Raw genomic sequence first — 18,818 nt, forward strand, 5'->3', positions numbered from 1 at the left:
CGTGCAACCGGCCGGTGCCCGCACGCGAACGCCATCAGGTTACGCCAGCGTCTTGATCATGTAGTGCTCGTCGTAGAAGCGTCCATCGACGAACATCGAGCGCGGCTCCGTGCCGAACCGTACGAACCCCTGCGACGCATACAGTCGCTCCGCGGTACGGTTGACCTCGTTCACGCACAGCATCAACTGGCTGCATCCCCACGCCTGAGCCGCATGCGCGGTCGCGCTGTCGAGCAGCGCGTGCGCGATGCGTTGCCCGCGATACGCGGCGTCGACGTACACGCCCCAGATCGTCGCCTTGTGCGCGATCTTCGTGCGCGCGTCGCGGCGTACGCCGGTGATGCCGACGAGCGTGTCGCCGTCGAACGCGCCGAACACGGCCTGAACCTGCGTCGGCGTGAGGCGCTTTGCGAATTCGTCGACCGGCACCTGCGATTCTTCGTCGAGCGTCGGCAGGAAGGACGTGGGCGCGGTGTCGACCGCACGCAGGCGGACGGTCTGGAACTGCGCCGCGTCGGCGGCGTCAAGCAGGCGGATCGTGATCGTCATCGGGGTGTTCCGGTCGAGGGCGTGCATGCCGGCGCACCGCTGCCGCGGTCGCGGGATGCATCGTGCTTATCCTAATAGGAATCCGGATGCCGCGTGGCGATGTGCGGTGCGTCGCGCGCGTGGCGCGCACGATCGTGAACGGACAAGACAGTGATGGCGGTACGTCGTACCGCCATCAAGGAGGGCGCGCGTCAAGCGCATGCGCCGTCGCGCCGGTCTGGCGCACGACGTCAAACAAACGACGTGCGCGCGATCGGCTCACGCGCCCGCCGGCGGCATCAATAGCGCGACAGCTGATTGCCGTTGATCTGCACGCGGTCGCCCGGACGCAGGTTGCCCGGCGACTGCACGTCGAACGAGCGCATCGAGCCGTCGCTGACCCGCACGTCGATCCGGTAGCTGCTCGGGCCTTGCGCGGCGCCCATCTGCTGGCCGATCTGGTTGCCGGCCACCGCCCCGCCGAGCGCGCCGATCACGGTTGCCGCATCGCGGCCGTGACCGCGGCCGAACTGGTTGCCCACGAGGCCGCCGACCAGCGCACCGACGACGGTGCCGGCCACGCCCGACGGGCCGACCGAGCTGCTGACCGGCTGGATGTTCGACACGGTGCCGTACTGCGTGCCGTACGGGTTCGCGTATTGCTGTTGCTGATTGCCGTACTGGTCGTAAGGCTGCGATCCGTACTGCGACGGGTTGCCGTATTGATCGTACGGTTGCGGCGCCTGATTCGGATACGCCGGTTGCTGCTGCACGTAACCCGGTTGCGAATACGCGGGCTGCGCATAGCCGGGCGTCGCGTATTGCTGCTGCGGATAGCCGGGCTGCGCGCCGTAGTAGCCCGGCGCGACACAGGCGGTGAGCGGAAGCGCCGCCACGGCGACGAGCGAGGCGAACAGAACGGTCTTCGTGGAAGGCATGCGCATCATGATGTTTCCTGCATCGGCAACGTGTCCGCCGATGGATTCCCGTCATGGGTGGCGAACTCGGCGTGAGTATAAGGAATGGGCGGATGCGCGTCCGGTGCGGCCGGGTAACAACGTGTAAAGTCTGTTGCCGCGTAAATCGCCGGCTGGGCGGCGCGTCGAAGCCCCCGCGCGCAACGGCGCGACGCGGCTTCCCGGCACCCGTGGGTGGGCGATGCGGCCCATGCGCGGCCGCCGACATTCCAGCCGTTTCCACGGCCGGCGTAACCTGTCCCGCGCCCGGCCCGGTGGCCCTGCGCGCCGCGCATCGGGAAATCGAATGCGCGGCATCGCGACATTTAATTGGCCTCGCGCAGCGGCGTCCGATATCGTGGCCGGATTCCCTGCCAACGGTCGCGCCGCGCCGGCCGCGGTTCCTCCCCCTGTCCGCGCCGGTGTCGCGCCGCGACCGCTCCACCTATCAAGCCATGACCGAACGACTCTTCCTCAACGCCGTCGACGCCGGCGGCCAGCCCGTCAACTTCGTCGTCCGTGACGGCCGCTTCGCCGCGATCGGCGCCGATTGCGCCGCCGCGCCCGGCGCGCAGACGATCGACCTCGACGGCCGCGTCGTGCTGCCCGGTTTCGTCGACGGCCATATCCATCTTGACAAGAGCTTCGTCGGCGATCGCTGGGTGCCGCACGAACCGGTCGGCTCGCTGCGCGAGCGGCTCGCGGTCGAGAAGCGCCAGCTCGCGGCCGCGCCGCCGATCGTCGAGCGTGCGAACGCGCTGATCGCGCAGGCCGCCGCGTTCGGCACGATCGCGATGCGCAGCCACGTCGACGTCGATGCGACGACCGGCCTGTCGAACCTGCACGCCGTGATGGCCGCGCGCGAACGATGGCGCGGCATCGTCGACATCGAACTGGTCGCGTTTCCGCAGGCCGGCGTGATCACGTGCCCGGGCACTGCCGAGATACTCGACGCAGCCGTGCGCGAAGGCGCGGACGTGGTCGGCGGGATCGACCCGACGACGCTCGACGGCGACGCGGACGGCCAGCTCGACATCGTGTTCGGCATCGCCGAGAAGCGCGGCGCGAAGATCGACATCCATCTGCACGAGCCGGGCGAAACGGGCATCGCGCAACTGCTGCGGATCGCGGCGCGCACGCGCGCGGCCGGGCTCGGCGGGCGCGTGAACGTGAGCCATGCGTACGCGCTCGGCCAGGTGAGCGACGACGACGTGCAGCGCGCCGCCGCGGCACTGGCCGAAGCCGGCGTGTCGATCCTGACGAATGCGCCGGGCGACTGCGCGTTCCCGCCGGTGCGACGGCTGCGCGACGCGGGCGTGCATGTGTTCGCGGGCAACGACAACATCCGCGACGCGTGGTGGCCGTACGGCAACGGCGACATGCTGCAGCGCGCGATGATGGTCGGCTACCGGTCGGGTTTCTACACCGACGAAGCGCTCGGCATCGCGCTCGACATGGCGACGCACGCCGGCGCTCGCGTGATCGGAAAGGAGAACTACGGAATCGCGGTCGGCTGCGACGCGAGCTTCGTCGCGGTGCGCGCGCCGAATGCGGCGGCGGCCGTCGCGGGCGTGCCGGCCGAACGCTGGGTATTCCGCCGCGGCGAAAGCGATACGGGCGCACCGCTCACGCCGTCGCTGCGCTTCGCGCATTGACCCGCCCGACCGGCGGCGCGGCACGCGCCGTGTCCGCCTTGCACCGACCGACCCGACCGGAGCCGACATGACGAACCTGCTGATCCGCAATGTGCGCACGCGCGCCGACGCCGCGGTCGATATCCTGATCGAAGGCGATCGTATCGCGCGCGTCGGTCCGTCGCTCGACGCGCCCGCCGGCTGCGCGATCGAGGACGGCGCGCTCGCGTTGGCGCTGCCCGGCCTCGTCGAAGGCCACACGCACCTCGACAAGACCCACTGGGGGATGCCGTGGTATCGCAACCACGTCGGGCCGCGCCTCGTCGATCGCATCGAGAACGAGCGCCACTATCGCGCGACGAGCGGCCACGACGCGGGCGCCGCCTCGCTGGCGCTGGCGCGCGCGTTTCTCGCGGCCGGCACGACGCGCATCCGCACGCACGTCGACGTCGATACCGAAGCCGGGCTGCGCCATCTGCACGGCGTGCTCGCGACGCGCGAGACGCTGCGCGGGCAGGTCGAGATCCAGATCGTCGCGTTTCCGCAATCGGGCGTGCTCCAGCGGCCGGGCACCGATGCGCTGCTGTCCGACGCGCTCGACGCCGGCGCGGACGTGCTCGGCGGGCTCGATCCGTGCGCGATCGAAGGCGATCCGGTGGAGGCGGTGGACGTGCTGTTCGCGATCGCCGCGCGCCACGGCCGCGGGCTCGATATCCATCTGCACGAGCGCGGCTCGATGGGCGCGTACTCGCTCGACCTGATCCTGCAGCGCACGGCCGCGCACGGGATGCACGGGAAGGTCGCGATCAGCCATGGCTTTTGCCTTGGCGATATCGCCGGACGCGAGCGCGATGCGCTGCTCGCGCGGATGGCGGCGCTCGGCGTCGCGATCGTCACGACCGCGCCGGCGGCGGTGCCGGTGCCGCCAGTGGCCGCGTGCCGTGCGGCGGGCGTGACCGTGATCGGCGGCAACGACGGCGTGCGCGATACGTGGACGCCGTACGGTTCGCCCGACATGCTCGAACGCGCGATGCTGATCGGCATGCGCAACGATTTCCGCCGCGACGATGCGCTCGAAGTCGCGCTGGACTGCGTGACGCACGGCGCGGCACGCGGCTGCGGCTTCGCGGATTACGGGCTTCAGCCGGGCAATCGCGCGGACGTCGTGCTCGTCGATGCACTGACGTTCGCCGAGGCCGTCGTCGCGCGGCCGGTGCGGCGCCTCGTCGTATCGTCCGGGAAGATCGTCGCGCGCGACGGCGCGCTGGTCTGAGCGCCGCGTCGCGCCGGTATGATCGGGTTTTCGGCCGGATTTCGGGAGACCACGATGCGACGCACGACCGCGGCACGGGCCGCACGATGGATGGCGGCGGCCCTGTTCGCCGCGAGCGCCGCGCATGCGGTGGCGGCCGGCCCGGCCGACGCGCAGCAGGAAGCCAACCGGCGCGCGGTGCTCGCGTTCTACGAAAAAGGGCTGAACGAGAAGGACGCGGACGCCGCGCTCGCGTACGTCGGCGATCGCTACGTGCAGCACAATCCGAACGCGGCCGACGGCCGCGACGGTTTCCGCAAGTTCGTCGCGTTTCTGCGCGACACATATCCGCAGTCGCACAGCGAGATCAAGCGCGCGTTCGTCGACGGCGATTACGTGATCCTGCACGTGCACGCGGTGCGCGAACCCGGCACGCGCGGCAGCGCGATCATCGACATCTTCCGGCTCGAACACGGCAAGATCGTTGAACACTGGGACGTCAACCAGCCGGTGCCCGAGCAGGCGGCGAACGGCAACACGATGTTCTGACGCGATCCGCGTTGCCCAGGGTCTGTTTACATACGGAACGCACATGCGTTGCCACGAGAACGGCCGCTCGCGAGGCGTGCGACGCCGCGAATACTGGACGTATTCGCAAGGAGCACAACGCGGCGAGCGGCCATTCTCGTGGCCACCCCAAATTCAAAAATCATTCCAGGGGAATGCCCGAAATCGCCCGCATGGCGGCGTTGCGCGTCACTTGTTTGGCTCGGCCAAACGGCGCTCCTTCCTCCTTGCCTGCGCCCCCGCAAGGAAGTCCCCTTGGGGGACGAGCGATTTCGCGCATTCGCATGTGCGTTCCGTATGTAAACAGACCCTAGCGTCCTTCGAGTTCCAGCATCTTCGCGAGCGTCTTCGTCAGCGCGCCGACCATCGGGTCGGCCGTCGGTCGGTGCAGGATCGCGATGTCCATGTGCTCGATCGGCGCGAAGCCCTGCTTCGCGGTCAGCACCACATGCTCGTCCGTCACGACGCGCGCGGGCAGCACGCTGATGCCGAGCCCGTCGGCGACGGCCGCCTGGATGCCGCTCAGGCTCGACGTCGTGAAGCTGATCCGCCAGCGGCGGCCGCGCTCCTCGATCGCCTTGATCATGTCGTCGCGATAGAGCCCGCGCGGCGGGAACACGACGAGCGGCACCGGGTCGAGATCGATCGACGGATGCTTCGCGCTGTCGATCCAGCGCAGCTTCTCCGGCCAGCGCACGACGGCTTCGCGGCTGTCGCGCCGCTGCTTGATCAACACGAGGTCGAGTTCCCCGCGATCGTACGCGGCGCTGATGTCGCGGCTCAGCCCGCACGTCACTTCGAGCTTGACCTGCGGATGCTCGCGCTTGAACGCCGCGAGCGCGTGCGTCGTGCGGCCCGCCGCGAAATCGTCGGGCACGCCGAGCCGGATCGTCAGCGCGACCGTCGCGCCCGACAGCGCTTCCAGCATCTCGTCGTTCAGCGCGAGCATGCGCCGCGCGTAGCTGAGCACCGTCACGCCCGCGTCGGTCGGCCGCACGTCGCGCGTGCCGCGGTCGAGCAGGCGGTGGCCGGCGATCTCCTCGAGCCGGCGCACCTTCTGGCTGACCGTCGACTGCGTCGAATGTAGCCGTGCGGACGCCGTCGTGAAACTGCCGCAATCGGCGACCATCACGAGCGCGCGCAGCAGATCGATGTCGAACAGGGGTCTATTCATTTCTGCACTTATATGGATAAGAGCATTTCATTTCCAAATGCGTGCGACGATTTTTAACATGACCGGACGGCGCGGGCAATCGCGGTTTCGCCCGACCTGGGCGCGGTATTTCGCGGCGTTCTCGGGGCGCTCGACCCATCGTATCGGCCGCGCGTCGACGAGCGCCGGCACGTCGGGAGGGAACCGGATGTTTTTCAAACGGATCGCGATCATCGGCTCGTTTGCATTGACCGCGCTCACGTGGGCGGTGGCCGCCGCCGGCGGCGCGCTGGAAGGCCGAATGCGCAGCGCGGCCGACCGCGGCGACGCGGGCGAAGGGCGGATGCTGCTCGAGCGCGGCGCGCGGACAGACGGCAGCACGGCCCTTGCTTTGCGACTTTCCTTACCGTAAAGTAAGGAGTCAAGGAGGTGTCATCATGACGGCAGCAACGATCACTTCAAAGGGGCAGGTCACGATTCCCGTGGACGTGCGCAATCAGCTTGGTTTGAAGTCTGGAGACCGGATCGAATTCAGCTTCAACGAGGCAACGGGCCGGTATGAAGTCATTCCGGCCACGCACTCGCTTGCGTCGCTCAAAGGAATCGTGAAGAAGCCCGCGAAACCGGTGTCGATCGAGGACATGAATCGGGCCATCGCCGAGCAGGGAGCATCCAGGCGATGATCGGACTGGATACGAACGTGCTGGTCCGCTACTTCGCTCAGGACGATGCCGTGCAATCGAAGAAAGCGACGGCGCTGATGGAGTCCCTGTCGGCTGAGCGGCCGGGGTATGTTTCACAGGTCGCCTTGGTCGAGGTCGTGTGGGTGCTCGGGCGCTGCTACGGCGTCGAGCGCGAGCAGATGAGGGACATCATCGACTCGATGATCGGCACGAAGGAACTCATGGTGGAAGGTGCCGATACGGTGCGAAAGGCGCTTCGTGTTTTCGCGGCGTCCGCGAAGGCGGACTTCTCCGATTGTCTGATTGAGCGCTCGGGGTTCGCAGCCGAGTGCGAATATACGGCTACATTCGACGTGACGGCCTCGAAGGTCGCCGGAATGCAGTTGATCAAGTAGTCGTCGCCCACGCCGAAAGGCGCAATACGCTGCGGCCGTACCAAGCGGCCTGCCAGGCGGTATAGGGCGCAGTGTCAATACCGCGCTGAACCCCCTTCGCGTCGATCATTCGTATCGACATCGCCGCGCCACGGATATCCGAAAAGGACATCTCCGTGACGAGCGTGCGCGGTACAGGGTAAACACCCGAATATCCCGGCATTGGCGCTGTGGATCGAGCGCCGTCCTACCACTCCGGTCGCTGCTTGCCCTCGGTTCGCTTCGCCCCCGTTCTTCCCCGCTTGCGCTCGAAAATTGAGCAGTCTAGACTGCATCGCAGTTTCATCGAAGCCCTGTCTTTCGCGCCCAGCGCCGGCATCCCGTCGCAGCGCCTCCACCGGACGCCGGCGTCGCCCGCCGCGTCGAGACTTTCAAGGACACGCCATGACCCGCACCGCAACGCTCCTCGTTACCGCGCCGGCGTTCGCGCCGCTCGTGTCGACACCTACGGCGCAAGGCAACTGACTTCGGCACCGTGGCCCCGCAACTCATTCGACCGACAGGCACACCATGACGAGTATCCCGGATCGCGTCGCGCAAGCCGTGACGCCCGAACTGATCGCCGCGTTCCGCGAGGAAGGCGCGGTCTGCATCAAAGGCATCTTTTCCCCCGACGAAGTGGCCGCGCTGCGGGCCGGCATCGACGCGAACCTCGCGCAGCCGAGCGAACGCGCGAAAGTCGCGAGCCGGCCCGACGATCCGGGCTGGTTCTTCGAGGATTTCTGCAACTGGCAGCACAACGACGCGTATCGCCACTTCATCGCGCGCTCGCCGGCCCCGTCTGTCGCCGCCGCGCTGATGGGCACGGACACCGTGCGGCTGCATCACGACCACCTGCTCGTGAAGGAGCCCGGCACGCGGCAGCGCACGCCGTGGCATCAGGATCAGCCGTACTACAACATCGAAGGCGACGACAACGTCAGCATGTGGATTCCGGTCGACCCGGTGCCGCTCGAATCGACGCTGGAATTCGTCGCCGGCTCGCACCGCGGCCCGTGGCTGATGCCGCGCACGTTCATGGACAAGGAGGCGAAGTGGTTCCCGGAAGGCAGCCTCGCCGACCTGCCCGACATCGAAGCCGATCGCGCGGCCTTTCCGATCCGCCGCTGGGCGCTCGAACCCGGCGACATGGTGTGCTTCCGGATGCTCACGCTGCATGCGTCGGGCGGCACGCAGAACCGCCGGCGCGCGTTTTCACTGCGCTTCGTCGGCGACGACATCCGTCACGCGCCGCGCCGCTGGAAAACCTCGCCCGATTTCCCGGGGCTCGCGGCGCAACTGGCCGATGGCGCGCCGCTCGATCACCCGTTGTTTCCGGTCGTGTGGTCGCGCGACGCGGGGCAGGTGGGTGCGATCGGAGCAGTGTAGATAACGAACGCGGCGGCCGTTTCGTGACGAAACGGCCGCCGTGCGTCTGGGGCGTGCGACAAGCGATCAGGTCGGGTGGCGCCCCGCGCCCGGCTTGAAGCGCGACCCGAGCCGGTAGCGGTTGCCCGGATGCAGGAAGTGCACGAACGTGACGGGCAGCCCGTCGGTCCAGGTGCGGCGCGTGAGCGTGAGGCACGGCTCGTCGGCGCGCATGTCGAGCAGCCGCGCCTGTTCGCCGGTCGGCAGCGATGCGTCGACGACGTGCTCGATTTCCAATTCGTCGTGCGACACGTTGTTGTACAGATACTCGGACGGCGGCTCGGTCTGGAAATCCTGATCGATGAAGCCGGGCGCGGCGGCCGGGTTCACGTAGCGGTCCTCGAGCTGGATCGGGCGGCCGTTTTCCTCGTGCACGCACACCACGTGAAAGACCGGCGTGTTGACCGGCAGGCCGAACGCGGCCGCGACGTCGAACGACGCGGGCTCGCGCGACTGGCTGAGCACGCGGCAGCGGTACTCGTGGCCGCGCGCGCGAATCTCGTCGCGGATATGCGCGATCATCAGCAGGTTCGACTGCGGCTTCACCTCGGCGACGAAGGTGCCGACGCCCGCGATGCGCTTGAGCACGCCTTCCTCGGTCAGCTCGCGCAGCGCGCGGTTGACCGTCATGCGCGCGACGCCGAACTGCGCGGCGAGATCGAGCTCGGACGGAATGCGGTCGCCGGGGCGCCAGTCCCCGGACTCGACGTTCTGGCGAACGAGCGTCTTGATCTGCTGGAACGGTGCGGTGGCCTTGGTGACCATCGGAAGATCCTTGCGCGAAGAAGTGACGAGGCTAGTCGTCGTGGCTGACGATGACCAGGATCTCCGCCTGCGCGGTGCCGAGGCTGCGCGTGCGGTGCGGGATGAGCGCGTTGAAATAGACTGAATCGCCGGCCCTGAGTTGCACCGTCTCGTTCGGAAATTCGATTTCGACGCGGCCCTTGTGCACGAACAGGAATTCCTCGCCTTCGTGCTCGCGGAACGTCGACGCGACGAATTCGTGCGGCGGATGCACGACGAACGGCAGCATCTTCTTCGGCGCGACGCCGGCCGCGATGCTCTCGAAGCGGTGCGCATGGCTGTCGGCCGCCGCGCCCATCGCGGTGCGCTCGCCGGCGCGCGTGACCGTGATCAGCTCGCGGTTGCGGCTTTCCGAGAACAGTTGCTCGACGTCGACGTTCAGCGCCTTCGACAGCTTCAGCGCGACCGCGATCGACGGCATGCTCAGGCCGCGTTCGACCTTCGACAGGTAGCTCTTCGTGAGACCGGTTTCGTCGGCCAGCACGTCGAGCGTCCAGCCCTTCTGTTTTCTCAGCAGTTTCAGGCGAATCGTCATGGTGCGCCAGGTGTCCTTCGAAAAACCGATTGTAACGCATGACACAAAGTGTCATTAGGTGTATCGTGTGTCATTCGTATCGCGTGGGACACCCGGGAGACGGTCGCGAGCGGTGCGGCCGGCCCGGTTCATTCAGGAGGCGAACATGGCGGAAACGCTGAATTTGACGAAGGAAGCGCTGGTCGCGCTGGCGGAGCGGCGGCTCGAAAACGAGGTGGGCGACAGCGGCTGGTCCGCGCGGCAAAAGCTCGCGCTCACGTGCCGGATCTTGTTCGACGCGGGCCACGACTCGGGTCTGGCCGGGCAGATCACCTGCCGCGCGGACGCGGCCGGCACGTACTACACGCAGCGGCTCGGGCTCGGCTTCGACGAGATCTCGGCCGCGAACCTGCTGCGCGTCAACGAGGATCTCGACGTCGTCGACGGCGAAGGCATTCCGAACCCGGCCAACCGGTTCCATACGTGGATCTATCGCGAGCGCCCGGACGTGAACTGCATCATCCACACGCACCCGGCGCATGTCGCGGCGCTGTCTATGCTCGAGCAGCCGCTCGTGGTGTCGCACATGGACACCTGCCCGCTGTACGACGATTGCGCGTTCCTGAAGGACTGGCCGGGCGTGCCGGTCGGCAACGAGGAGGGCGAGATCATCTCGAACGCGCTGGGCGACAAGCGCGCGATCCTGCTCGCGCATCACGGCCAGCTCGTGGTCGGCAAGACGATCGAGGAGGCCTGCATCCTCGCGCTGCTGATCGAGCGCGCGGCGAAGCTGCAACTGCTCGCGATGTCGGCCGGCGAGATCAGGCCGGTACCGCCGGCGCTGGCGCGTGAAGCGCACGACTGGATCTCGAAGCCGAAACGCGATGCGGTGACGTTCGACTACTACGCGCGCCGCGCGTTGCGTACGCATCGGGATTGCGTCGCGTGAATCGGCGCATCGCTTCAACTCCGTCAGACCATCATTGAGGAATACCCATCGTGTCCATCCTGCTGAAAGGCATCATTGCCTACCCGGTCACGCCGTTCTCCGCCGACGGCGGCGTCGATCTCAAAGCGCTCGACGCGCTGATCGAACGCCTGATCGCCGACGGCGTTCACGCGATCGCGCCGTTGGGCAGCACCGGCGAAAGCGCGTACCTGTCCGACGCCGAATGGGAGGCCGTCGCCGCCGCGTCGATTGACGCGGTGCGCCGGCGCGTGCCGACCGTCGTCGGGATTTCCGATCTCACCACGGCGGGCGCGGTGCGCCGTGCCCGCTTCGCCGAACAGGCCGGCGCCGATGCGGTGATGGTGCTGCCGGTGTCGTACTGGAAGCTCGGCAACGACGAGATCGTCGCGCACTATCGCGCGATCGGCGACGCAATCGGCATCCCGGTCATGCTGTACAACAACCCGGCGACGAGCGGCGTCGACATGTCGCCCGACCTGATCGTGACGATCTGCCGGGCCGTCGACAACGTGACGATGGTCAAGGAAAGCACCGGCGACATCGGCCGGATGCATCGGCTCGCGCAATTGAGCGACGAGACGATCCCGTTCTACAACGGCAGCAATCCGATGGCGCTTGCCGCGCTGGCCGCCGGCGCGGCCGGATGGTGCACGGCCGCGCCGAACCTGAATGCCGCGTTGCCGCTCGCGTTGTTCGATGCGATGCGCGCAGGCGATCTCGCGCGCGCCAGATCGGTCTTTCACGCGCAGTTGCCGTTGCTGCAGTTCATCGTCAACGGCGGGTTGCCGGTGACCGTGAAGGCCGGGCTGAGGCTGCGCGGCTTCGACGCGGGCGAACCGAGGCGGCCGCTGCTGCCGCTCGGCGAGGCACGCACGCGCGAGCTCGAGCGCCTGCTCGCGACGCTGCCGGACGGTGTGGCGGCATGAGCGACGGCGCACGGCCGGCGATCGCGGTCGCCATCGGCGCGGTGCGGATCGGCGCGAGCCGGCCGCTTGCCGGCACACCGCACGCGAGCGCGATCGACAAGCAGCCGACGGAGGCGCGTCTGTGGCTGGGCGCGCTCGGGTTTGCCGGCGACGCGCAGGCCGATACGCGGCATCACGGCGGCCCCGACAAGGCCGTCCACCACTATGCGCACGATCACTATGCGTGGTGGGCCGCGCAGATCGGCGCGCGCGACGTGCTCGCCCGGCCGGGTGCGTTCGGCGAGAACCTGTCGACGCGCGGCATCACCGAGCACGACGTGTGTCTCGGCGACGTGTTCACGCTGGGCGGCGCGGTGCTTCAGGTCTCGCAGTCGCGACAGCCGTGCTGGAAGCTCAACGCGCGCTTCGATCATCCGCGCATGGCGGCGCTCGTGCAGCAAAGCGGCCGGACCGGCTGGTATTACCGCGTGCTGCAGGAAGGCTGGGTCGCGCCGGGCGATGTGCTGGCGCTGCTTGAGCGCCGCTACCCGCAATGGCCGCTGTCGGCGGTGCTCGACGTGCTGTATCGGCGCACGCTCGACATGGCGGCGCTCGATGCGCTGTGCGACGTGCCGTTGCTGCCGCCCGGCTGGCGCAAGATGCTCGACAGGCGCCGCACGGAGCGGCAGGTCGAAGACTGGACGAAGCGGCTCGAGGGATGACGGGCCGCGTCCGCCGCTTACGTCGTCGGCAGGTTGCGCACGTCGGCCGTCGGCTCGGCACCGAATGCGTCGCTCAGCGCATAGCCGATCAGTTGTCGGGCGGTCGCTTCGGGCGTGGCGAGCGCACCGCTCGACTTCAACTGGTCGAATTTCCCGCGCATCGGGAAGCGATCTTCGCCGGTCGCGCGGATCGTGGCCTGCATGCCCGTATCGACGACGCCCGGCGCGACGCTGCAGATGCGCAGCGCGCCGTTCGCATCGAGCGCGACGGCGCGCGCATGGTGATCGAGCGCGGCCTTGGTCGCGCAGTAGACGCTCCAGCCCGCATACGCGTTGCGGGCCGCGCCGCTCGACAGGTGCACGATCCGGCATTCGGTCGACGCCGATGCGGCTTGCACGAGCGCGGCCGACAGCATCAGCGGCGCGGCGACGTTCAGCCCGACCGCGCGGGCGACGATCGTCGGGTCCTGCGCGGCGAGCGGGCCGATCGGATCGACGATGCCCGCGTTGTTGAACAGCAGCACGAGCGACGCGCCGTCGACGAAGCCGCGCAGCGTGTCGCCGGCCAGCCAGGTGGCGACGGCCGTCGTGTCCGACAGATCGAGTTCGACTTCGGCGAAGCGGTCGCCGGCTTGCGACGCGAGCGACGGATGACGGCCGCGCGACACGCCGAGCACGACGATGCCTTCCTGCAGCAGTTGTTCGGCGAGCGCCGCGCCGACGCCGCGTGTGTGTCCGGTGACGATGGCGCGCACGTGTGCGGAAGAAGATGCAGTCATGGTGGTGAACCGGTGAGGGGGTGAGCAGGAGTGACGAGCGGCGCGCGGCACGGCGTCGGCGCGTTCGGCGAGTCATGCGTGGTGTGGCGTGCGAAGACGGTCGCGCGCGGCGCCGCGGGTATCGGGATGAACGCATATCGTAGCGCCGGCATGTGCATCGCGCAAACGCCCGGGCGCGCGTGGACGATGAATCGGCGGTGCGGCGCGCGCATGCATCGCCGCGTGGCGCCGCGTGCCATCGGGCGCACCGCCACGTCCGACGAAAGCCCGCTGCGGCAAGTGCGCACGCCGGGGCGGCGAGCGGCACCGGGACACGCGCCGCGAGCTATCATATGGCTCGCCCGTGCGCGATGCCGCGCGGGCCGCGACCGTTCCCTTCACCTGCTGCACGCTGCGACGCCACCCATGAACACCACGCCGGATACGCCCACGCCCCGCGCCCTTCGCGAACTCACGCCCCTCGAGGCCCGCATTCTCGGCGTGCTCGTCGAGAAACAGCACACGGTGCCGGATACCTATCCGCTGTCGCTGAACGCGCTGACCGCCGGCTGCAACCAGAAAACCGCGCGCTCGCCCGTGATGAACGTGAGCGAGGACGAAGTCACGACCGCGCTCGACGGGCTGAAGCACCTGAGCCTCGTGATGGAAGGCAGCAGCAGCCGCGTGCCGCGCTTCGAGCACAACATGAACCGCGTGCTCGGCATCCCGAGCCAGGCGATCGCGCTGCTGACGATCCTGCTGCTGCGCGGCCCGCAGACGGCCGCGGAGTTGCGCCTGAACAGCGCGCGCCTGCACGGCTTCGCGGATATCTCGTCGGTCGAGGCGTTCCTCGACGAACTCGCGGCGCGCGCGCAGCCGCTCGTCGTCCGCCTGCCGCGTGCACCGGGCGCGCGCGAGAACCGCTGGATGCACCTGATGTGCGGCGAAGTGAACATGGCCGACTTCGCGAGCGCGGATGCCGGCGGCGCGGATTCGGTGCCGCCTTCCGAATTCGAAGCGCTGAAGGCCGAGCAGAAGCGCCTGGCGGACGAAGTGGCGCGACTGAATGCGCTGGTTCGGCGGATGGCGAGCGAACTCGGCATCGACGCCGACGCGCCGGGCGACGCAGGCTGATCGTCTGCCGATGCGATGACGGCGGGGCGTGCGCACCGCCGCGTTACTTCAGCTTGACGCCGGGGACGAGGTAGCGACACGCGCTTCGGATCAACGGGCGCATCACGGGCGACAACAGGATGGTTTTCATGACGGTGCGTGAATGATGAAGATGCATGTCAACCGACACTGATCCGCGTCGCGCCGGCATCGACGAGCCGGAACAGCAGATCCTCGACGGCCGTCTCCGGCGCGGAACCGAGATCCGCGTGGATGCGCCAGCCCTGTTCCGTGCGAACCGGTTCCGACAGGTAGTGAACGATACCGTGCAATCCATCCTCGGCTGGCGTGTTCTCGTCGTCCCCGTCGAACCACGCGAGGAACCACGTCTTGAAGGCATCGTTGGCAGCGGTTTCGTCGAGACCGTCGGCTTCGACCGCGGCCCAGTCCCAGACGAACGGGCGGATCGACACGGCCGCCGTTTCGAGCTCGAACGCGAACGGCTCGAAATCCAGTTGCGTGGCCGAGTCGACCATCGCGGGCTCGCCGGCCGATTCGCCTTCGGCGGCGATGGTATCGGCGCGGCACGGCAGCGCGAGCGGACCTTCGGTGGCCAGCGTGCCATCGTCCCGCCGGTAGGCCGGTTCGACGACGACTGCCGGTTGCGTGGCTGCTTTCGCGAGCAGATCGGCATAGGGTTGGCGGATGGCGCGGAGCAATTCGGAAACGGTCATCGTGATGTGTCGGTCGGGCAGGGAACGCGTGGTCGCAGGCAAGTGGTACGCGAAGCGGCGGACGTCACCCGACGGGCCGCTTCGCTACCGGACAATTGCGATCGTACGGTACTTCGCCCGCACGCGAACACTCGGCCGAACGGCCGGGCCGCTTGCTGGTCACCACGCCGCGCAACGCGGCGAACCGCGGGCGAACCCTTGCGACACGCCTTTTTTGCCTCGTTTTGACGTCGGCCGCATTCCCGCGGCGGCGCTCGCCCGCCTTCCCCTGCCGCAAGCCGCTACCGTTTCGCGCGAGTGCCATAATCGAGCCTGCCCATCATTCCAGACAGACGTCCCCCGGAGAATCACCATGCAGAACCTCGACAATCCTTCCCACGATCGCGAGGTAGGCAGCGCCGACGCGACGCAGGACACCACGCGCATCGACGACGTGCGCATCGGCGCGGTGCGCCCGCTGATTTCGCCCGCGCTGCTGCTCGACGAACTGCCGGTGCCGGCCGCCACGCAGACGCTCGTCGAAGACACGCGCCGCGCGATCGGCGACATCCTGCACGGCCGCGACGACCGCCTGCTGCTCGTCGTCGGCCCGTGCTCGATCCACGATCACGACCAGGCGCTCGATTACGCACGCCGGCTGAAGGCGGCCGCCGACGCGTTGAAGGACGACCTGCTGATCACGATGCGCGTCTACTTCGAGAAGCCGCGCACGACGGTCGGCTGGAAGGGCTACATCAACGATCCGCGCCTGGATGGCAGCTTCCGCATCAACGAAGGGCTGCGCGCCGCGCGGCAACTGTTGCTCGACATCAACGCGCTCGGCCTGCCGGCGTCGACCGAATTCCTCGACCTGCTGAGCCCGCAGTACATCGCCGACCTGATCGCGTGGGGCGCGATCGGCGCGCGCACCACCGAGAGCCAGAGCCACCGTCAGCTGGCGTCGGGGCTGAGCTGCCCGATCGGTTTCAAGAACGGCACCGACGGCGGCGTGCAGGTCGCGTCGGACGCGATCGTCGCCGCGGCCGCGAGCCATGCGTTCATGGGGATGACGAAGATGGGGATGGCCGCGATCTTCGAGACGCGCGGCAACGACGATGCGCACGTGATCCTGCGCGGCGGCAAGAACGGGCCGAACTACGACGCCGAGCACGTCGAAGCAAGCTGCGCGGTGCTGCGCAAGGCCGGATTGCGCGAACAGGTGATGGTCGATTGCTCGCATGCGAACTCGAACAAGTCGCACGAGCGGCAGATCGAGGTGGCGCAGGATCTCGCGCGGCAGTTGGGGCAGGGCGAGCATCGGATCGTCGGCGTGATGGTGGAGAGCCATCTCGAAGCCGGCCGACAGGACCTGAAGCCCGGCGTGCCGCTCAAGTACGGCGTGTCGATCACCGATGCGTGCCTGAGCTGGACGCAGACGGAGCCTGTGCTCGACGTGCTGGCCGACGCCGTGCGGCACCGGCGAACGTATTCGCGCAATGCGTGACGCCGCGTGGTCCGATGCGCCGCGAAGGCCGGGTATGCGTTTCGTGAGGTTGTCCCGATCGGCAGGCCGCGGCGCCATTTTTCGGGGCCGCTCGCTCCACTTGTCCGCACGATCGTTGATCCGGATCCGGCTTGCCCCATCTGCCGTGTTGCATCGTGAACGCACGATCCGGCGAATGCCGCTACCATGAAAGACGTGTTGCTCGCCGCAGTCCGGCCACGCCGGTCCGCCACGCACACGCGCAGTGGCGGTGCGGCCGGCCGTCACGCGACCGACGAAGCGCGGGACGGCCATCCGCGGGACGGCCATCCGCGGGGTGCCCACCGATCAGCCGTTGCGCCCGCTTCGCGCCCGGAATCCACAACAACCGCACCGGAGTGCATGAAACATGAAGTTCTACAAGACCCTCATCGCAGCAACCGTCCTCGCCTCGAGCGTCAGCGCGCACGCGCAGATCGCGGGCGCGCAGCCGATCAGCGTGACCGTCGAGCAGTCGCAGGCGCTGCTCGAAGGCTGGAGCGTGAAGAAGAGCGTGCTCGGCAAGACCGTATACAACGACGACAACCAGAAGGTCGGCAAGGTGCGCGACCTGATCGTCGCGCCGGACGGCTCGGTGTCCGCCGCGATCGTGTCGGCCGGCGGCTTCCTCGGCGTGGCCGCGCATGACGTCGCGGTGCCGATCGCGTCGCTCGACGTGCGCAACGGCAACATCTACCTGCCCGGCGCGACGAAGGAGGCGCTGAAGGCCACGCCGGCGTTCCAGTACGCGAAGGTGCCGTCGCCGCCGAAGCCGAAGAAGGTCGACGAAAAGCACTGATCCTCCATCTCGCGCGTCACGCGTCGCCCGTCGCGACGGGTGACGCGCGTTCCGGCGACGGTCAGGTTGCGTCGAGCCCGCCGTCGACCGTGATTACCTGCCCCGTCATCCATGCCGCCTGCGGCGACGCGAGCGACACGATCCAGCTCGCGACGTCCGCGGGCTCGCCACGCCGGCCGAGCGGAATGCGCGCGCGCTCCTGCGCCTTGATCGCTTCGATGTCGGTTTCCGACAGCTTCATCCGTTCCGACAGGAAGTCCGTTTCCGTCGGGCCCGCCGCAACGGCGTTCACGCGCACGCCCGCCGATGCGAGCTCGAGCGCCCAGCAGCGCGTCAGATGCTCGAGCGCGGCCTTGCTCGCCGCATAGTGCGACAACAGCGCCGCTGCCTTGTGTCCGAACGTGCTCGACACGTTGACGATGCTGCCGCGCGCCGCTTTCAGATGCGGCAGCGCGGCAGTCGCGAGCATCGACGGCCCGAGCGTATTGACGCGGAAGATCGCGCTGATCGCGTCGAAGGTCGCCGACTCGAGCGGCAGGATCGCTCCCGCGCCCGCATTGTTGACCAGCACGTCGAGCCGCCCCGCCAGTGCGACCGTTTCGTCGATCGTGCGCGTGGCGTCGGCCGGATTGCCGGCGTCCGCGACCACGTAGTCGATGCCCGGCGCGCTGCGCGCGGCGGCGGAAAGCGCCTCTTCGCGGCGGCCCGTGATGACGACGCGCGCCCCTTCGCGTGCGAACGCGACGGCCGCCGCCAGCCCGATGCCGGCGCCGCCGCCGGTAATGAGGACCACCTTGTTGTCGAATGACTGCATGACTCCCTCGTGAAGACGATGGGTGGAACGTTCACGCCGTCTAGCGTTCGGGCGCATCGTCCGCCGGCGCAAGCGCCACGATGTGGCTGATGCCCTCGTGCGCCATCTTCGTATACGGACAGAAACGCTCCGTATTGCGGACGAGTTCTTCCGCCAACGTGCGTTCGACGCCCGGCAGCCGCACGCGAATGTTCGCGTTCAGCATGAACAACCCGTCCATCGGATCGCGGCAGAAGTCGATCGATGCGGACACCGACGCGCCGGCGATCGCTACGCCCGCCCGTGCGGCCAGCAGGCTCAGCGCGCCGTGAAAACACGCCGCATAGCTCGCGGCGAACAGTTGCTCCGGGTTCGGGCCGTCGCCGGGCCCGCCCAGCGCGGACGGCAGGCGCAGCGCGACATCCAGGCGCCCGTCGTCGGAACGCGCGACGCCCGATGCGCGGCCGTGCTCGGCCTCGCCGCCCGTGACGGTGACCGTCGTCGAGTACAGCGTCTGCGGTTCTCGGCCGCGATACCGGTCGAGCAGCGACAGCGGCGGCGGGCGCAGTGGCGTCATGGTGTGCGATCCGG

General features: G+C 68.4%; 22 protein-coding genes. 13 read left to right on the top strand and 9 right to left on the bottom strand.

Annotated features, from left to right (window positions below; translation table 11 throughout):
* Positions 1-39 precede the first annotated feature (39 nt).
* Both C5F75_RS31765 and C5F75_RS31770 read right to left on the bottom strand, forming a co-directional pair.
* Entirely contained in the window at positions 40-549 is a 510-nt protein-coding gene (locus tag C5F75_RS31765) for a GNAT family N-acetyltransferase (RefSeq protein ID WP_059582180.1), read from the bottom strand.
* A 278-nt stretch (positions 550-827) separates the two neighbouring features.
* Complete coding sequence (locus tag C5F75_RS31770) at positions 828-1,475, bottom strand: outer membrane lipoprotein (RefSeq protein ID WP_059581620.1); 648 nt, start codon at positions 1,473-1,475, stop codon at positions 828-830.
* Between the two features lie 464 nt (positions 1,476-1,939).
* Here C5F75_RS31770 and C5F75_RS31775 point away from each other — a divergent pair, with 464 nt between their 5' ends.
* From C5F75_RS31775 to C5F75_RS31785, 3 genes are all read left to right on the top strand, one after another.
* Positions 1,940-3,139, top strand: a complete 1,200-nt coding sequence (locus C5F75_RS31775) for an amidohydrolase family protein (protein WP_059581622.1) — start codon at positions 1,940-1,942, stop codon at positions 3,137-3,139.
* 67 nt (positions 3,140-3,206) lie between these two features.
* The gene (locus C5F75_RS31780; protein WP_059581625.1) at positions 3,207-4,391 is read left to right on the top strand and encodes an amidohydrolase family protein; all 1,185 of its coding nucleotides are present in this window, start codon (positions 3,207-3,209) and stop codon (positions 4,389-4,391) included.
* A gap of 54 nt (positions 4,392-4,445) precedes the next feature.
* Positions 4,446-4,919: a nuclear transport factor 2 family protein gene (locus tag C5F75_RS31785; protein ID WP_059581627.1), complete on the top strand. Its 474-nt coding sequence runs from the start codon at positions 4,446-4,448 to the stop codon at positions 4,917-4,919.
* Positions 4,920-5,247: 328 nt separating this feature from the next.
* On the opposite strand, the gene C5F75_RS31790 is transcribed toward C5F75_RS31785, so the two are convergent.
* Positions 5,248-6,111, bottom strand: coding sequence for a LysR family transcriptional regulator (locus C5F75_RS31790; protein ID WP_059581630.1), 864 nt, complete (start codon positions 6,109-6,111; stop codon positions 5,248-5,250).
* On the opposite strand from C5F75_RS31790, the gene C5F75_RS37440 reads away from it, so the two are divergent.
* The 4 genes from C5F75_RS37440 to C5F75_RS31810 all read left to right on the top strand — a co-directional run bounded on the left by C5F75_RS37440 (position 6,089) and on the right by C5F75_RS31810 (position 8,575).
* Positions 6,089-6,502, top strand: coding sequence for a hypothetical protein (locus C5F75_RS37440; protein WP_230951177.1), 414 nt, complete (start codon positions 6,089-6,091; stop codon positions 6,500-6,502). The genes C5F75_RS31790 and C5F75_RS37440 overlap by 23 nt on opposite strands.
* Positions 6,503-6,527: 25 nt before the next feature.
* Positions 6,528-6,773 carry an AbrB/MazE/SpoVT family DNA-binding domain-containing protein gene (locus C5F75_RS31800; RefSeq protein ID WP_059581635.1) on the top strand — a complete coding sequence of 82 codons (246 nt, stop codon included), beginning with the start codon at positions 6,528-6,530 and terminating at the stop codon, positions 6,771-6,773.
* A complete protein-coding gene (locus C5F75_RS31805) occupies positions 6,770-7,168 on the top strand; it encodes a PIN domain-containing protein (RefSeq protein WP_059581638.1) in 399 nt (132 codons plus the stop codon). Before C5F75_RS31800 ends, C5F75_RS31805 begins: the two co-directional genes overlap by 4 nt.
* A 549-nt stretch (positions 7,169-7,717) precedes the next feature.
* Positions 7,718-8,575 (top strand): phytanoyl-CoA dioxygenase family protein, encoded by an 858-nt coding sequence (locus tag C5F75_RS31810; RefSeq protein ID WP_059581640.1) that lies wholly within the window; start codon positions 7,718-7,720, stop codon positions 8,573-8,575.
* A 66-nt stretch (positions 8,576-8,641) separates the two neighbouring features.
* Here C5F75_RS31810 and hutC read toward each other — a convergent pair whose 3' ends face one another.
* Together hutC and C5F75_RS31820 are read right to left on the bottom strand one after the other, a co-directional pair.
* Positions 8,642-9,379, bottom strand: coding sequence for a histidine utilization repressor (hutC, locus tag C5F75_RS31815; protein WP_059581643.1), 738 nt, complete (start codon positions 9,377-9,379; stop codon positions 8,642-8,644).
* Between the two features lie 31 nt (positions 9,380-9,410).
* Positions 9,411-9,953 carry a helix-turn-helix domain-containing protein gene (locus C5F75_RS31820; protein ID WP_059581646.1) on the bottom strand — a complete coding sequence of 181 codons (543 nt, stop codon included), beginning with the start codon at positions 9,951-9,953 and terminating at the stop codon, positions 9,411-9,413.
* Positions 9,954-10,098: 145 nt separating this feature from the next.
* On the opposite strand from C5F75_RS31820, the gene C5F75_RS31825 reads away from it, so the two are divergent.
* Genes C5F75_RS31825 through C5F75_RS31835 form a run of 3 tightly spaced genes read left to right on the top strand, consistent with a single transcriptional unit; the run spans position 10,099 to position 12,529 of the window.
* Entirely contained in the window at positions 10,099-10,881 is a 783-nt protein-coding gene (locus C5F75_RS31825; RefSeq protein ID WP_059581648.1) for an aldolase, read from the top strand.
* Positions 10,882-10,931: 50 nt separating this feature from the next.
* The gene (locus tag C5F75_RS31830) at positions 10,932-11,828 is read left to right on the top strand and encodes a dihydrodipicolinate synthase family protein (RefSeq protein WP_060011192.1); all 897 of its coding nucleotides are present in this window, start codon (positions 10,932-10,934) and stop codon (positions 11,826-11,828) included.
* On the top strand, positions 11,825-12,529 hold the full coding sequence (locus C5F75_RS31835; protein ID WP_059581660.1) for an MOSC domain-containing protein: 705 nt from the start codon (positions 11,825-11,827) through the stop codon (positions 12,527-12,529). The genes C5F75_RS31830 and C5F75_RS31835 overlap by 4 nt, the downstream gene beginning before the upstream one ends.
* A 17-nt stretch (positions 12,530-12,546) precedes the next feature.
* On the opposite strand, the gene C5F75_RS31840 is transcribed toward C5F75_RS31835, so the two are convergent.
* Positions 12,547-13,308, bottom strand: a complete 762-nt coding sequence (locus C5F75_RS31840) for an SDR family oxidoreductase (RefSeq protein WP_059581663.1) — start codon at positions 13,306-13,308, stop codon at positions 12,547-12,549.
* Positions 13,309-13,713: 405 nt separating this feature from the next.
* Between C5F75_RS31840 and C5F75_RS31845 the strand changes: the two genes are divergently transcribed.
* Positions 13,714-14,421, top strand: coding sequence for a YceH family protein (locus tag C5F75_RS31845; protein ID WP_059582182.1), 708 nt, complete (start codon positions 13,714-13,716; stop codon positions 14,419-14,421).
* A gap of 158 nt (positions 14,422-14,579) precedes the next feature.
* Here C5F75_RS31845 and C5F75_RS31850 read toward each other — a convergent pair whose 3' ends face one another.
* Positions 14,580-15,134 (bottom strand): hypothetical protein, encoded by a 555-nt coding sequence (locus C5F75_RS31850; protein WP_059581666.1) that lies wholly within the window; start codon positions 15,132-15,134, stop codon positions 14,580-14,582.
* A 352-nt stretch (positions 15,135-15,486) separates the two neighbouring features.
* On the opposite strand from C5F75_RS31850, the gene C5F75_RS31855 reads away from it, so the two are divergent.
* Both C5F75_RS31855 and C5F75_RS31865 read left to right on the top strand, forming a co-directional pair.
* Complete coding sequence (locus tag C5F75_RS31855; RefSeq protein WP_059581668.1) at positions 15,487-16,617, top strand: 3-deoxy-7-phosphoheptulonate synthase; 1,131 nt, start codon at positions 15,487-15,489, stop codon at positions 16,615-16,617.
* A 388-nt stretch (positions 16,618-17,005) separates the two neighbouring features.
* On the top strand, positions 17,006-17,434 hold the full coding sequence (locus C5F75_RS31865; RefSeq protein ID WP_059581669.1) for a PRC-barrel domain-containing protein: 429 nt from the start codon (positions 17,006-17,008) through the stop codon (positions 17,432-17,434).
* 61 nt (positions 17,435-17,495) lie between these two features.
* Here C5F75_RS31865 and C5F75_RS31870 read toward each other — a convergent pair whose 3' ends face one another.
* Positions 17,496-18,248 carry an SDR family NAD(P)-dependent oxidoreductase gene (locus C5F75_RS31870; protein WP_104013299.1) on the bottom strand — a complete coding sequence of 251 codons (753 nt, stop codon included), beginning with the start codon at positions 18,246-18,248 and terminating at the stop codon, positions 17,496-17,498.
* 40 nt (positions 18,249-18,288) lie between these two features.
* The gene (locus C5F75_RS31875) at positions 18,289-18,804 is read right to left on the bottom strand and encodes an Ohr family peroxiredoxin (protein ID WP_060968205.1); all 516 of its coding nucleotides are present in this window, start codon (positions 18,802-18,804) and stop codon (positions 18,289-18,291) included.
* Between the last annotated feature and the right edge of the window lie 14 nt (positions 18,805-18,818).

Origin of the sequence: Burkholderia anthinoferrum, assembly GCF_002925705.1 — a bacterium.
Taxonomy (GTDB): Bacteria; Pseudomonadota; Gammaproteobacteria; order Burkholderiales; family Burkholderiaceae; genus Burkholderia; species Burkholderia semiarida.